Source organism: Cellulomonas humilata, from assembly GCF_030814415.1.
GTDB lineage: Bacteria > Actinomycetota > Actinomycetes > Actinomycetales > Cellulomonadaceae > Cellulomonas > Cellulomonas humilata_A.
The window spans coordinates 595233-608473 of the sequence record NZ_JAUSVB010000003.1 but is presented as its reverse complement, the minus strand read 5'-3'; the positions used below and the strand labels follow the sequence as shown (position 1 = coordinate 608473).

Annotated in this window: 15 protein-coding genes; 2 read left to right on the top strand and 13 right to left on the bottom strand. The window is 74.2% G+C overall.

What is annotated here, in order from left to right:
- Positions 1–3 precede the first annotated feature (3 nt).
- Complete coding sequence (locus tag J2X26_RS13860) at positions 4–408, top strand: spore germination protein GerW family protein (protein ID WP_307493110.1); 405 nt, start codon at positions 4–6, stop codon at positions 406–408.
- 27 nt (positions 409–435) lie between these two features.
- On the opposite strand, the gene J2X26_RS13855 is transcribed toward J2X26_RS13860, so the two are convergent.
- The 11 genes from J2X26_RS13855 to hisD form a co-directional block, all read right to left on the bottom strand.
- Positions 436–1167 carry an SseB family protein gene (locus tag J2X26_RS13855; protein WP_307493108.1) on the bottom strand — a complete coding sequence of 244 codons (732 nt, stop codon included), beginning with the start codon at positions 1165–1167 and terminating at the stop codon, positions 436–438.
- Positions 1164–1904: a bifunctional 1-(5-phosphoribosyl)-5-((5-phosphoribosylamino)methylideneamino)imidazole-4-carboxamide isomerase/phosphoribosylanthranilate isomerase PriA gene (priA, locus tag J2X26_RS13850; RefSeq protein WP_307493106.1), complete on the bottom strand. Its 741-nt coding sequence runs from the start codon at positions 1902–1904 to the stop codon at positions 1164–1166. Before priA ends, J2X26_RS13855 begins: the two co-directional genes overlap by 4 nt.
- Complete coding sequence (locus J2X26_RS13845) at positions 1901–2572, bottom strand: imidazole glycerol phosphate synthase subunit HisH (protein ID WP_307493104.1); 672 nt, start codon at positions 2570–2572, stop codon at positions 1901–1903. Before J2X26_RS13845 ends, priA begins: the two co-directional genes overlap by 4 nt.
- Before the next feature lie 70 nt (positions 2573–2642).
- Entirely contained in the window at positions 2643–3815 is a 1173-nt protein-coding gene (locus J2X26_RS13840) for a GH12 family glycosyl hydrolase domain-containing protein (protein ID WP_307493102.1), read from the bottom strand.
- Positions 3816–3887: 72 nt separating this feature from the next.
- The gene (locus tag J2X26_RS13835; protein WP_307493100.1) at positions 3888–4376 is read right to left on the bottom strand and encodes a hypothetical protein; all 489 of its coding nucleotides are present in this window, start codon (positions 4374–4376) and stop codon (positions 3888–3890) included.
- Positions 4373–4987 carry an imidazoleglycerol-phosphate dehydratase HisB gene (gene hisB, locus J2X26_RS13830; RefSeq protein WP_307493099.1) on the bottom strand — a complete coding sequence of 205 codons (615 nt, stop codon included), beginning with the start codon at positions 4985–4987 and terminating at the stop codon, positions 4373–4375. The genes J2X26_RS13835 and hisB overlap by 4 nt, the downstream gene beginning before the upstream one ends.
- The gene (locus J2X26_RS13825) at positions 4984–6096 is read right to left on the bottom strand and encodes a histidinol-phosphate transaminase (RefSeq protein WP_307493097.1); all 1113 of its coding nucleotides are present in this window, start codon (positions 6094–6096) and stop codon (positions 4984–4986) included. The genes hisB and J2X26_RS13825 overlap by 4 nt, the downstream gene beginning before the upstream one ends.
- A gap of 9 nt (positions 6097–6105) precedes the next feature.
- On the bottom strand, positions 6106–7101 hold the full coding sequence (locus J2X26_RS13820) for an NAD-dependent epimerase/dehydratase family protein (protein WP_307493095.1): 996 nt from the start codon (positions 7099–7101) through the stop codon (positions 6106–6108).
- Positions 7098–9650: an alpha/beta fold hydrolase gene (locus J2X26_RS13815; protein WP_307493093.1), complete on the bottom strand. Its 2553-nt coding sequence runs from the start codon at positions 9648–9650 to the stop codon at positions 7098–7100. Before J2X26_RS13815 ends, J2X26_RS13820 begins: the two co-directional genes overlap by 4 nt.
- Positions 9647–10669: a 3-oxoacyl-ACP synthase III gene (locus J2X26_RS13810; protein ID WP_307493091.1), complete on the bottom strand. Its 1023-nt coding sequence runs from the start codon at positions 10667–10669 to the stop codon at positions 9647–9649. Before J2X26_RS13810 ends, J2X26_RS13815 begins: the two co-directional genes overlap by 4 nt.
- 76 nt (positions 10670–10745) lie before the next feature.
- Complete coding sequence (gene hisD / locus J2X26_RS13805; RefSeq protein ID WP_307493090.1) at positions 10746–12068, bottom strand: histidinol dehydrogenase; 1323 nt, start codon at positions 12066–12068, stop codon at positions 10746–10748.
- A gap of 99 nt (positions 12069–12167) precedes the next feature.
- Between hisD and J2X26_RS13800 the strand changes: the two genes are divergently transcribed.
- Positions 12168–12386 (top strand): RNA-binding S4 domain-containing protein, encoded by a 219-nt coding sequence (locus J2X26_RS13800; protein WP_307493088.1) that lies wholly within the window; start codon positions 12168–12170, stop codon positions 12384–12386.
- 4 nt (positions 12387–12390) lie between these two features.
- Here the strand turns inward: J2X26_RS13800 and J2X26_RS13795 are convergent, their stop codons facing one another.
- A complete protein-coding gene (locus J2X26_RS13795; protein ID WP_307493086.1) occupies positions 12391–12888 on the bottom strand; it encodes an SRPBCC family protein in 498 nt (165 codons plus the stop codon).
- On the bottom strand, positions 12878–13210 hold the full coding sequence (locus tag J2X26_RS13790; RefSeq protein ID WP_307493084.1) for an ArsR/SmtB family transcription factor: 333 nt from the start codon (positions 13208–13210) through the stop codon (positions 12878–12880). Before J2X26_RS13790 ends, J2X26_RS13795 begins: the two co-directional genes overlap by 11 nt.
- Positions 13211–13241: the final 31 nt, after the last annotated feature.

Here is a 13241-nt window from a genome sequence, read left to right as displayed (position 1 = left end):
CCCATGGCTGTACCGCACTTCGACCCCGCCACCCTGACCCACGCGGCGAACGACACGTTCACCGTGCGCCGCGTCTTCGGCGAGGCGTACGAACGCAACGGCACCCTGGCCATCCCCGTCGCGCGGCTCTGGGGCGGGACCGGGTCCGGATCGGGCGGGGGCGAGGCCGGGATCCCGTCCTCCGGCGCCGAGGGCGAGCCCGCGCGTTCCGGAGGCCAGGAGGGCCACGGCGGTGGCGGTGGCTACGGCGTGCACGTCAAGGCCGTGGGGGTCTTCGTCGTCGACGAGACCGGTGCTCACTGGCAGCCGGCGCTGGACCTCAACCGGGTCATCCTCGGCGGTCAGCTGGTGGGCGCGGTCGTCCTGAGCGTGTTCGCGCTGGCGTGGGCGGTCAAGCGGCGCCACTAGCCGGCCGGCTTCTGCCCGCCGCGCTCGCTAGCCGGCAGCGCGCGGGCGGAGCTCGAGCGAGTCGACGCGCGTCGCCACCAGGTCGGCACCCGCCAGCGCGGCGTTGACCTGAGCCAGCACGGCGTCGAGCCCTGCCCGGTCCAGGCCGCCGACCAGCCCGACGACGACTGCGACCTCCGCGCGCGTACCGGGGACCGCGTCCACGATCACCACGCCCGCCACCGGCGTCACGGCGGCGACGATCGCATCGCGGATCTCGGGGTCGACGCCCTCGGCGGTGACCGCGGGACGCCATCGCTCCTGCTGCGCGAGGGCCCAGACGGCGGGCCGCGGGACGAGCACCGTGGTGGGGCCGCCGGGATCGACGACGAGCACCTCCCAGCCCTCGGTCACCGCCGACAGCGCAGCGCGTGCGACGTCGGACGGCACCGGCCGGGCGTCCGCCCGCCACGCGGCCATCGTCGCGACGGACGTGAACACCGGCAGGGCCGTCCGACCGTCGGGAGCCTGGAGCGCGACGATGCCCGCCGACGCCTCCTTGTCCACGGTGTGCTCGTGACCGCCGTGCACCACGACGTCCTCGACCTCGAGCTCCGCGAGGACCGGGACGAGCACCCGGGTGCCGGCCAGCGCGTCGACCAGCGCGGCGACCGTCCCCGAGCCGTCCTGGAGCGCGGCGAGTGCGGCGGCGACCGCGGGATCGGCGGTGCCGTCGTCGCCTGCGAACGGGGACGACGGCGGGAGCTCGCGTCCCGTCACGGGCGGCCGGCGACGTCCAGCGCCTCGGGCAGCGTGAACGCGCCTGCGTAGAGCGCCTTGCCGACGATCGCGCCCTCGACGCCGAGCGGCACGAGCGTCCGGAGCACGCGCAGGTCCTCCAGGCTCGACACGCCGCCGGACGCGATCACGGGAGCGCTGGTGCGGGCGCACATCTGCTGCAACAGCTCGACGTTCGGGCCGTTGAGCATGCCGTCCTTGTTGACGTCCGTGACGACGTAGCGGGCGCAGCCGGCGTCCTCGAGCCGGGCCAGGACCTCCCAGAGGTCCCCGCCGTCCTTCGTCCACCCCCGCGCGGCGAGCGTCGTGCCGCGCACGTCCAGGCCCACCGCGACCTGCTCGCCGTACGACCCGATGAGCCGGGCGGTCCACTCCGGGTTCTCCAGGGCGGCCGTGCCGAGGTTGATCCGCGTCGCACCCGTGCCGAGCGCTCGCTCGACGGAGGCGTCGTCGCGGATCCCGCCCGACAGCTCGACCTTGACGCCCTTGCCGACGAGCTCGGCGGTCACCTCGGCGAGCAGGTCCGCGTTGGACCCGCGGCCGAACGCCGCGTCGAGGTCGACGAGGTGGATCCACTCCGCACCACCCGCGTACCAGTCGAGCGCTGCGGACAGCGGGTCGCCGTAGCCCGTCTCGGTGCCGGCGGCCCCCTGGGTCAGGCGGACGGCCTGGCCGTCGGCGACGTCGACGGCGGGCAGCAGCTCGAGGCGGTCGGTCATGCGGTCACTCCGGTGATCTCGGGGGCTGTGGAAGGCAGGGAGGAGACCCAGCGGGCCAGCACCGTGGCGCCGGCCTCACCGGACGACTCCGGACGGAGCTGGAGGGCGACGAGCGGGCCGTTCTCGACGGCGACGACGACGCGCTCGTCCCCGGTCGACCAGGCGACGAGCGGCACGACGAGACGGGTGTCCGCGGGCCAGTCGTCCAGCAGGGGGAACGTGCGGGCGGCGTGCGCGTGGGGAACGTCGAAGCGGGCGTCCTCGAGACCGGCGAACAGCGCGGACCCCTCCGACGCCGCGACGGCGACCTCACCACGCGCTGCACCGACGGAGTCGACGACGCCCGCCCACTCCCCCAGCCCCTCGGTGGTCGCGCCGTCCTGGACGACCTCGGTGAACATCACGTGCATGCCGACGCCGATCGCAAGAACCGCGCGGCCACCGGCGAGCCGGCGGTCGACCACCTGGTCGGCGCCGATCGCGCGCAGGGCGGGCATCACGTCCGCTGCTGGAGCGCTGCCGGCGATCACCAGGCCGTCGGCGACGAGGGCGGTCCGCTTGTCGGCGGTGACGACGACCCGCGCACCGGCGTCGGTCAGCGCCTGGGCCAGCGTTGCGTGGTCGTCGGCGCCGTGGTCGAGCACGACGACGAGGGGCTGAGCAGGCACCGGGCCACGGTACCCGCGGCCGCGGACCGGCACGCACGGGTGCCGGTCCGCGAGACGAGGTGGCTGAGGGTCAGGATGCGGTGCACGTCAGGGTCGGCGACCCCGGCGCGGAGCCGTTGCCCACGAACCCGAAGCTCGTCGACGCACCCGCTCCGAGGAGCCCGTTGTACGGCGCGTTGGCCACCGTGACCGCCGACCCGCTCTGCGACGCGACCCCGTTCCAGAGGCTGTTGATGGTCTGACCGGACGGGAACGTCCAGCCGACCGACCAGCGGCTCAGCATCGACGAGCCCGTGTTCTTCACGGTCACCGCGCCCTGGAAGCCGCCCTGCCACGACCCGGTGACGGCGAGGGTCGCCGTGCAGCCGGCCGGGCCCGAGGTGGGGTTCGACGTGGGCGTCGGCGTCGGGGTGCTCGTCCGCGTCGGGGTCGGGGTCGGCGTCTGGGTCGGCTGCGTGCCGTCCGTGGTCACCGAGAAGCTGTTCAGCGTCAGGCCGGTGCCGCCGATCCACGGCTCGAAGCCCGCCTGGATGCTCGTCAGGTACCAGCTGGTGGAGCCGAGCCCGCGGCTGACGACGTCCTTCCAGAAGTCGTTGACCAGGAACGTCGCCGAGGCCGTCGGCGTCTGGCGGACGTAGGAGATGACGTTCCAGCCGCTGTTCCCGGACCAGACGTCCCACGTCGCGCCGGCGATGCTCGCGGTGCCGATCTTCGAGCCGATCGGCTGGATCGGGCCCGCGTGGTTGAGCCAGACCATGAGCTCGGCGCCGTCGTTCTGCTGCGTCGTCGTCGTCGGCCGGGACTTGTGGAACCAGATGTCGTACGCGGCGTCGTACGTCCCGCTGCTCGGGTAGGTCATGCTCACGCTGGTCGAGATCGTCGCGAACCGGGGGTCGGACGCCTGCAGGCCGTTGGGGCTGAGGATGTTCCCGTTGGTGGTGCAGCTGGAGTAGTGGCAGCCGTAGTACGCCGCGGGGTAGGACTTGGGCGCGCCGTTGGTCGCCGCCGAGCCGTCGGCCCGCGTGACGGTGAAGCCGGTGGACGAGACGTCGATGCACTGCGTGGCGCTGGTGCCCCAGCGGTTGTTCATGACCGTGTACCGGCCGCCCTGGATCGGGGCGCTCCCCCACTGCTCGCAGAGCACGGGTGCCGCGGTCGCGACCTGGGCGGCGGCGACCCCCGACATCCCGAGCAGCGAGCAGAGCAGGGCGATCAGGACGGCGGAGCGGTGTCGACGGGTCATGTCCGCGATGCAACCACCGGCCCAGGCGGGCGGCGAGCGACGAAACGATTCCGTCTTTACCGCTACAACCGCCTACTTGCGCTTCGCCGAGCTCGCGATCGTGCGCATGGCCTGCCACCGGGACATGCCGACGCTCGTGACAACGCCCTCGACCTCTCCCGCCTGCACGGAGCCCAGGAGCAGGTCCTCCAGGACCGGCGGCGCGTCGGACAGCACCAGCCCGGCGGGAAGGTCACCGTCGCGCTCCCCGTTGGCCCAGCGCGACGCGGTGATCTGCCCCTCGCGCCGCTCCAGCAGGATCACCGGGACGGCTCGCAGCAGCTTCGAGATCGCCGCGGCACCGTCGGCAGCCGCGCGCGGGTCCCGCAGCGCGGCGATGGCGCCGATCGACGTCGGCACGACGTCGACCTCGACCTTCGCGATCGCGCACGCGGCCGCGAGCGGTGCCGGCGCGGCCACCTGCGTGATCACCAGGACGACCGACGGGTCCTCCGCCGGTCCGTCCAGGAGCGAGGAGAGGTCGTCGGGGACCTCGAAGTCGTCGGGCAGGTCGTCGCTCACAGCGCCCCCTTGGTCGACGGGATCCCGTCCACCCGCGGGTCGAGCGCGACGGCGAACCGCAACGCCCGGGCGAGCGCCTTGAACTGCGCCTCGACGATGTGGTGCGGGTCCCGGCCGGCGAGCACGCGGACGTGGATGCTGAACGCGGCGTGGTGCGCGATGGACTCGAGCACGTGCCGGGTGAGCGAGCCCGTGAAGTGGCCCCCGATCAGGTGGTACTCCTGACCGGGAGGCTCGCCGGTGTGCACCAGGTAGGGGCGGCCGGACACGTCGACGACCGCTTGGGCGAGCGCCTCGTCGAGCGGCACCGTGGCGTCGCCGAACCGCGAGATGCCGCGCTTGTCGCCCAGCGCCTCGCGCAGCGCCTCACCGATCGTGATCGCGACGTCCTCGACGGTGTGGTGCGCGTCGATGTGGGTGTCGCCCGTGGCCTTGACCGTGAGGTCGATGAGCGAGTGCTTGCCCAGGGCCGTGAGCATGTGGTCGTAGAACGGCACGGTGGTCGAGATGTCCGTGCGGCCGGTGCCGTCGAGGTCGAGCTCGACCAGCACGCTCGACTCGCTCGTCGCGCGCTCGATCCGAGCGGTACGCCCGGTGTTCTTGGGGCTCACAGTCCTGCCACCTCGCTCAGGGCGTCCGTGAACGCCGTCATGTCCTGCGGTGTGCCGACCGACACCCGCAGCCAACCGTCCGGTCCGACCTCGCGGATCAGGACCCCGCGGTCGAGCAGACCCTGCCAGATCGCGTGGCGGTCGTCGAACAGGCCGAACAGCACGAAGTTCGCGTCGGACTCCGCGACCGTCAGGCCGCGCTCCCGCAACCAGACCACGAGGGCGTCGCGCTCCTCGCGCAGGGACCCGATCTGGGCCATCAGCGCGGGCGCGTGCCGGAGCGCCGCGCGGGCGACCGCCTGGGTCACGGCCGACAGGTGGTACGGCAGCCGGACCACGCGGAGTGCGTCGACCAGGGCCGGCGCCGCGGCCAGGTAGCCGACGCGAGCACCGGCCAGGCCGAACGCCTTCGACATGGTCCGGCTGACCGCGAGGTGCGGGTGGTCGGGCAGCAGCTCGAGGGCGGACGGCACGCCGGCGCGGCGGAACTCGCCGTAGGCCTCGTCGACGACGACCACGCAGCCGCCCGGCACCTGCGCCGCCGCGTCGAGCACCGCGAGAACCGTCTCGGCCGGCAGCGCCGTCCCCGTCGGGTTGTTGGGGCTGGCCAGGAGCACGACCGAGGGCGTGTGCTCGGCGATCGCGGCCCGGGCGACGTCGGGGTCGAGACCGAAGTCCGCCTCCCGACGGCCCGCGACCCACCCCGTGAACGTGTCGCGGGCGTACTCGGGGTACATCGAGTACGTGGGGGCGAAGGACAGCACCGTGCGACCCGGACCGCCGAACGCCTGCAGGACGTGCAGCATGATCTCGTTCGAGCCGTTGGCGGCCCAGACCTGCTCTGTCGCCAGCTCGACGCCGGACTCCACCCGCAGGTAGCCGGCGAGGTCGGCGCGCAGGGCCTCGAAGTCGCGGTCGGGGTACCGGTTCAGCCCTGCGGCGGCCTGCGCGACGGCGTCCGCGATGTCGGCGACGACATCCGGCGCCGGCGCGTACGGGTTCTCGTTGACGTTGAGCAGGTGCGGCACGTCCAGCTGCGGGGCGCCGTAGGGCTCGAGTCCGACGAGGTCCGGGCGCAGCGGCAGGATGCCGTTGTCGAGATCAGTCACCCGCCGAGTCTAGGGAGCGGTCGCGGACGCCTGTCGCGCTGTCCACGTCGCCAGCCGGGCCAGCCCCTCGTCCAGCCCGACCCGGGGCGTCCAGCCGAGCGCCTCGCGGGTCCTGCGCTGGTCGAACCAGTGCGCGGTCGAGAGCTGCTCGGCGACGAACCGGGTCAGCGGAGGCTCCCCCGGCAGCGGGAGCGTGCGCCAGGCGGCGTCCAGGAGCGACCCCGCACCACGGGCGAGGACCGCGGGGACGTGCCGTCGGGGCATCGGCACCCCGCTGGCGGCGCAGATGCCCGCGAGCAGCTCGACGACCGGACGCGGTTCCCCGTTGGTGACCACGTACGGCTCCCCGTAGACGGCCGCGTCGGCGTGCAGGGCCGCGACCAGGGCGTCCACGGCGTTGTCGATGTAGGTCGTGTCGATGAGCGCGGCACCGTCGCCCAGCACCGGCAGCCGGCCCGCGCGCGCCCGGTCCACGATCCGGCCGACCAGCTGGGTGTCGCCCGGACCCCACACGACGTGCGGTCGGACGACGATCACGCGCAGGCCGTCGGGTTCGTGCGCCGCGAGCGCGAGGAGCTCGGCGGCGGCCTTGGTCCGCGCGTAGTGCCCGCGCGCGTGCTCCGGGTCGGCGGGACCGGCACCCGCACCCGTCAAGGAGCGACCCTGGTGCGCGACGGACGGCGACGAGACGTGCACGAACGGTCCGACGCCCGCCGCGCGCGCCTCGTCGAGCAGCAGCCGGGTCCCACCGACGTTGACCTCCTCGAACTGCGCGAACGGTCCGGTGATCGTCACCTTGGCCGCCAGGTGCACGACCGCCTCCCGGTCCCGCACGGCGGACCGCACGGTGTCCGGGTCGGTGACCGACCCGGCGACGTCCTGCACCCCGGCGACGCGCGACGGGCTGCGCTGCAGGGTGCGGACGTCGTGGCCGTCCGCGACGAGCCGCTCGGCGACCCCACGGCCGAGCATGCCGCTCGCGCCCGTGACCAGCACGCGGGTCACAGGCGCGCCCGCTCTCCCGCCAGCACGCGCTCCGCCCACGCCGCGACGCGGGACCGGTCGACCTTCGAGCTGTGCCGGACGTCGGTCGGCAGCTGCTCCACCACCAGCACAGCGGCGACGGTGGTGCCGTCCAGCGCGGCGCGGACCGCAGCGGCCAGGCCGGGTTCCGCGACCACGGGTCCGTGCGAGTACACCTCGGGCTGGACGACGACGACGACCTGCTGCGCGCCGCGCGGCCCCACCCCGACCACCGCCGCTGACACGACGGAGTCGACGGTCTGCGCCCGCTGCTCCAGCCCGACCGGGGTGCGCACGCCGTCGGCGGTCACCAGCACGTGCGCGAGCCTGCCCTCGATCCACAGCCGACCGTCGTCGTCGAGGTGCCCGACGTCGCCGGTCCGGTGCCAGCCGGCGTCCCGGGTCGACGCCTGCTGCGTGAGCCAGAGCCCGTCGTACCGCTCCTTGACGTGCGGCGCGGCCACGAGCACCTCGCCCGTGATGCCGGGGAGGTCCTGGGGTGCCCCGGTCGGCTCGCCGTCTTCGTCGAGCGCGCTGAGCGCGACCCGCACCCCGGCGACGGGCTTCCCGACGCAGACGCCGTCGCCGGTGCCGACGGCCCGGAGCTCGTCGAGCGACACGTCGGCGACGACGAGCGCCTCGGTCATCCCGTAGGGCGTGTGCGCCTCGGCGGCGGGCATCAGCGTCGCCGCGGCCTCGAGCAGGTCGACACCGACCGGTGCGCCGGCCGAGAGGAACAGGCGGACGCCCGCGAGCGCCGCGAGCTCTGACCCGTCGGTGGTGCGGACGACGGACCGCAGCGCGGCGGGTGACGCGAAGACGACCGCCGCGTCGACCGCCCGGACGGCTTCGGCCAGCGCGTGAGCCGTGAGGGTGCCGGGCGCGGTGACATCCATGTCCGGGCTCGCGCTCGTCGCGCCCAGCGCGGGGCCGAGCAGGACGAACGGCGCGAAGGCCGCGACGAGCGGGCTGTCCGGGCCGATGTCGTACGTGCGGGCGACCGCGTCGCGCATCGCGGCCAGCTGGCGGTGCGTGTAGACGACGCCCTTGGCCGGACCGGTCGAGCCGGAGGTGAACAGGACCGCCGCGTCGGCGTCGGGATCGGGCCACGGGAGGTCGTCGGTGGAGGCGCGGCCAAGGGCGGCGAGGTCGTCCAGCGACGCGTCGACGCGCAGGGTGCGGGCCACCCCCGCGCGCAGGGGCCCGGCGCTGACCAGCGTCGGCGCCCAGCGCAGCCACCGCGCGGCCACCAGCGCCCGCTCGATCCCGATGACGACCGTCGGATCGGCTGCGCGCACCGCCCGGGTGAGCCCTTGGACACCGAGGCCCGCGTCGGCGACGACGACGACCGCTCCGAGCCGCAGGCACGCATAGAGCACGGCGGTGAGATCCGCCCCTGGCGGCACCAGGAGGGCGACCCGGTCCCCCGGCCGGACGCCGCTCGCCGCGAGGCCGCGGGCCAGCTGATCGGTCCGGGCTGCGAGCGCCGCCCACGACACCCGGCGCGACCTCGGGCCCGCCAGCTCGATCAACGCGGTGCCGTCGTCGTCGGCCCGCTCGTCCAGGGTGGCGCCGAGGGCGCGGTACGGCTCGTCGGACACCGCGGACGGCTCCGGGACGTCGCGACCGTCCAGCCAGCGCAGGACCGCCCCGGCGACGTCCTCGTCCTCGACCACCAGGTGGCCGGCGCCCTCGAAGCGGTGCACGTCCGCGTGCGGCAGCCGCTCGCGCAGGTCCCGCAGGTAGCGCGCGGAGAACACCGGGTCGCGAGGACCCCAGAGCAGCAGGGCCGGCACGTCGAGACCTCGAACCCCGGCGGCGATCCGGTCGAGCTCCGGCCGGCTCGGATGGTCGGCGGTGGCGGGGATGTCGGCGACGAACCCACCGATCCCGGCCCGGCGGTCGGCCGTGTGGTACGGCGCGCGGAAGCCGTCGGCGACCACCGGGTCCAGGCGGGGGTGCGCGAGCGCGAGCGTGGTCTCGAGGAACGCGGGCGTGGTGACCGTGCCCACCGGCAGGACGCCGCGGGCCGTCGCCACGCGCAGCGCGGCCGGCATGGCGTCGTCGACCTCGTGGTGGACGGCCGTGTTGGTGAGCACGACGCCGGCCAGCTGGTCCGGGTGGTCGAGCGCCCAGCCGAGGCTCACGAGCCCGCCCCAGTCGTGCCCGACCGTGACGACGGGCCCGACGAGCCCGAGGTGCTCGGTCAGCGCACCGAGGTCGGCGACGCGGTCGGCCAGGCGGTGCTGCTCCCCCGTCCGCTCGGAGAACCCCATCTCGAGCTGGTCGACGGCGATCACGCGCCACGGACGCGTCTCGCGGGCGCCCGCCGCGACGAGGCGGCGCCACAGGAACGACCACGTCGGGTTGCCGTGCACGCACAGCAGGGTGCCGACGGGCTCGGCCTCGAGCGTCGGCCCGTTGTCGAGCAGGTGCCACGACCGCGGTCCCACCTCGACCGTCCGCGACCAGCGCGGGTCGATCTCGCCGGCCGCGAACACGTCGACGGGCGGGCGCGACGCCGCGGTCACCAGACGATCTCGGCCATCGCGGTGTGCAGACCGGAGCCGACGCCCATGCACAGCACGCGGTCGCCGGTGCGCAGCGAGTCCGCCTGGTCCGCCAGGGTCATCGGCAGCGCGGCCGGCCCGACGTTGCCCCAGCGCGGGAAGGTCGTCGGCACCTTGTCGACGTCCAGGCCCAGCGCCTCCACGATCGAGCGGGTGTGCACGGACGAGACCTGGTGCGTGACGATCCGGTCGACGCCCGCCCAGTCCCACTCCGGCTGCGCCTCGTTCCAGGCGTCGACCACCAGCTCGAGGCCGCCGGCGAGGAGCCCCGCGGGATCCGTCTTCATGCCCTCGACGCCTCCCACGCACAGCTCGTGGTGCTGCGTGGCCGAGCGGGCGACCCCACCGACCAAGCGGTGGGCCCCCGGATGCTGGTGCGCGGGGCCGAGGACGGCGGCGGCGGCGCCCGCACCGAGCGTGAGGGTCGCGAACTCCTCGAGGAACTGCTCGCGGGTGGTCTCCGGCGAGGTCAGCCGGTCCAGCGTGGTCTCCTGCGTCGGGCGCGGGTCCTCGCCGTTGACGATGACGGCGTACCGGATCTGCCCCGAGTCGATCAGCTGCGCCGCGAGCGTCATGCCGTTGACGAAGCCGAGGCACGCGTTGGTCAGGTCGAAGCCGAGCGCGCTCGACGGCAGGGACAGGCCGGAGTGGATGCGGGAGGCGACCGACGGCTCGAGGAACGTCCTGGTCACGGACGTGTTGATGAGCAGCCCGACGTCGCCCGCGTCGATCCCGGCCTCGGCCAGCGCCTTCGCCCCGGCCGCGGTGGCCGCGTCGTCGAACGTCATCTCCTCGTCCCACCAGCGACGCTCGTGCACGCCGGCCACCCGGGACAGCAGGCCCTGCGGGAGGCGCAGACGCGTCAGGGTGGGCGCCAGTCGCTCGTCGAACACCGTCGAGGGCACCACGACCGGCGCCTCGATGCCGACGACGGCCAGGAGCGCGACGTCTCGGTGGCGGAACGTCGCGTTGCCTGTCACAGGCTGTCCTCTCGACGGGGGCGTAGGTCGCAGGCTCGCGCGTCGGCGCGGTCGCAGGGTGTGCGCACGTGGTGGTTCAGAATCTGGCCCGCACCGCCTCGCCGTGCGCGGGGAGTCCTTCGGCGTCCGCGAGCGCGACGACCTTGTCCGCCACCTCCGCGAGCGCGTCGGCGTCGTACTCGATCACCTGCACGGCGCGCAGGAACGAGTGCACCCCGAGGCCGCTGGCGAAGTGCGCGCAGCCACCCGTCGGGAGCACGTGGTTGGACCCGGCCATGTAGTCGCCGAGCGAGACCGGCGAGTAGGCGCCGACGAAGATCGCGCCGGCGCTGGTCACGCGCTCGGCCAGCGCGGCCGCGTCGACCGTCTGGATCTCCAGGTGCTCCGCTCCGTACGCGTTGACCACCTCGAGTCCCTGCTCCAGGTCGTCGACGAGCACGATGGCGGACTGCTCGCCGCGCAGCGCGATCGTCACGCGACTCCGGTGCATCGTGGCGTCCACCCGGTCGATGAGCTTGGCCTCGACCGCGCCCGCCAGCTCGACCGACGGCGTCACCAGGACGGCGGCGGCGAGGGGGTCGTGCTCGGCCTGGGAGACGAGGTCGGCGGCGACGTGGTTGGGGTCCGCCGTGCCGTCGGCCAGTATCGCGATCTCGGTCGGTCCCGCCTCGGCGTCGATGCCGACGATCCCGCGGACCAGCCGCTTGGCCGCCGCGACGTAGACGTTGCCCGGACCGGTGACGACGTCGACCGGCTCGCAGAGCGTCTCGCCGTCCACGTCGTCGCTGCCGGCAGCACCGTAGGCGAACATCCCGATCGCCTGGGCGCCGCCGACGGCGTACACCTCGTCGATGTCGAGGAGCGCGCACGTGGCCAGCACCACCGGGTCGGGCAGGCCGTCCTGGTCCTTCTGCGGGGGCGACGCCACGGCCAGCGACCCGACGCCGGCCGCCTGCGCGGCGACGACGTTCATGATGACCGACGACGGGTAGACCGCCAGCCCGCCCGGGACGTAGAGGCCGACGCGACGGACGGGCACCCACCGCTGGCGCACCTGCGCACCGGGGCCGAGCTCGACGGTGAAGTCGGCGGGCCGCTGAGCACCGTGCACCTGCCGGACGCGCCGGATGGTCTCCTCGAGCGCTGACCGGACCTCCGGGTCGAGCACCCGGACGGCGGCGGCGATCACGTCCGCGGGGACGCGCAGGTACTCCGGACGGACCCCGTCGAACCGCTCGGCGAGGTCGCGCAGCTCCGCGGCACCGCGCGTGCGGACGGCAGCCAGGAGGGGCGCGACGATCTCGGCGGCGTGCTCGACGTCGACCTCCGCACGAGGGAGTTCCTCCAGGAGCTCACGACGCGACAGGGTGCGACCGCGCAGGTCGATGCGGGTGATCACGTTCCCGAGCATAGGACGGAGACCTGCAGGCGGCCTGACCACGACCAGTGGGCGAACCGTGCGCTGCACCACAGTCCCGGAGGGAGGCAGACTGCTCCCATGACCCAGGTCCCGATCTCCGACGACTCGATCCGCCTCGGCCAGTTCCTCAAGCTGGCCGACCTCGCCGACTCCGGGGCGCACGCCCGCGCGCTGCTCGAGGACGGGGCGGTCACCGTGAACGGTGAGGACGAGGCCCGCCGCGGTCGTCAGCTGGTCAAGGGCGACGTGGTCGAGGTGGACCTGCCGACGGGCTACAAGGAGGCCACGGTCGGCTGACCGGTCACGCCGACCGGTAGCGCGGCAGGGCCGCCGCGAACAGGTCGTCCCACGCCCGGACCGGGCGTCCGGCGACGTGGTCGTCGAGCTGGTCGAGGGATGCGTGCCAGCCGCCGCCGTAGCCGCGGGCCGCTGCCTCCTCCAGGTCCAGGTGCTCGAGCACGAGGACCGCACCGTCGCCGTCCGCGCGGATGTCGACGGTCACCCGGCTCTCGGGCTCCCCGGGGAACTGCCACCGGATCGCCAGCCGGCGCGGTGCGTCGCACTCGAGGACGTCACCGACCGCGTTCTGCGGTGACCCGGCGACGTCGTCGCCCATCCGAAACTCGTACCTGCCGCCAACGACCAGGTCGCCGTACACCGGCCCCAGCCAGCGGGCGAGCCGGGCGGGCTCGGTCACGGACGACCACAGGTCCTCCGGCGTCGTCGCGTACCGCCGCTCGAAGCGGACCGTCACGCCGTTCGGGGTCGGTACCAGCACGCCCCACACGTCAGTCGTCATCTCGGCTCCTCCGCCCGCGGGCGATCTCGGTCTCCAACGCGTCCAGGTGCCCGACCCAGAACCGGCGGATGCGGCGCGCCCAGACCTCGACCTCGTCGAACGCCTCGGGACGGACCGAGTACAGCCGCACCGCACCCTGCGGCACCGAGTCCACGACGCCCGCCTCCCGCAGCACCCGCAGGTGGCGCGACGCGGCCGGCTGGCTGATGCCGAACTCGGCCCCGACAGCGGTCGCCAGCTGACCGGCGCTGCGTTCGCCGTCGGCGAGCAGCTCGACCAGCCGCCTCCGGACCGGGTCCCCCAGCGCATCCATCACCTGCATGCACTCATACTTCCACCATGGGTTATATAAC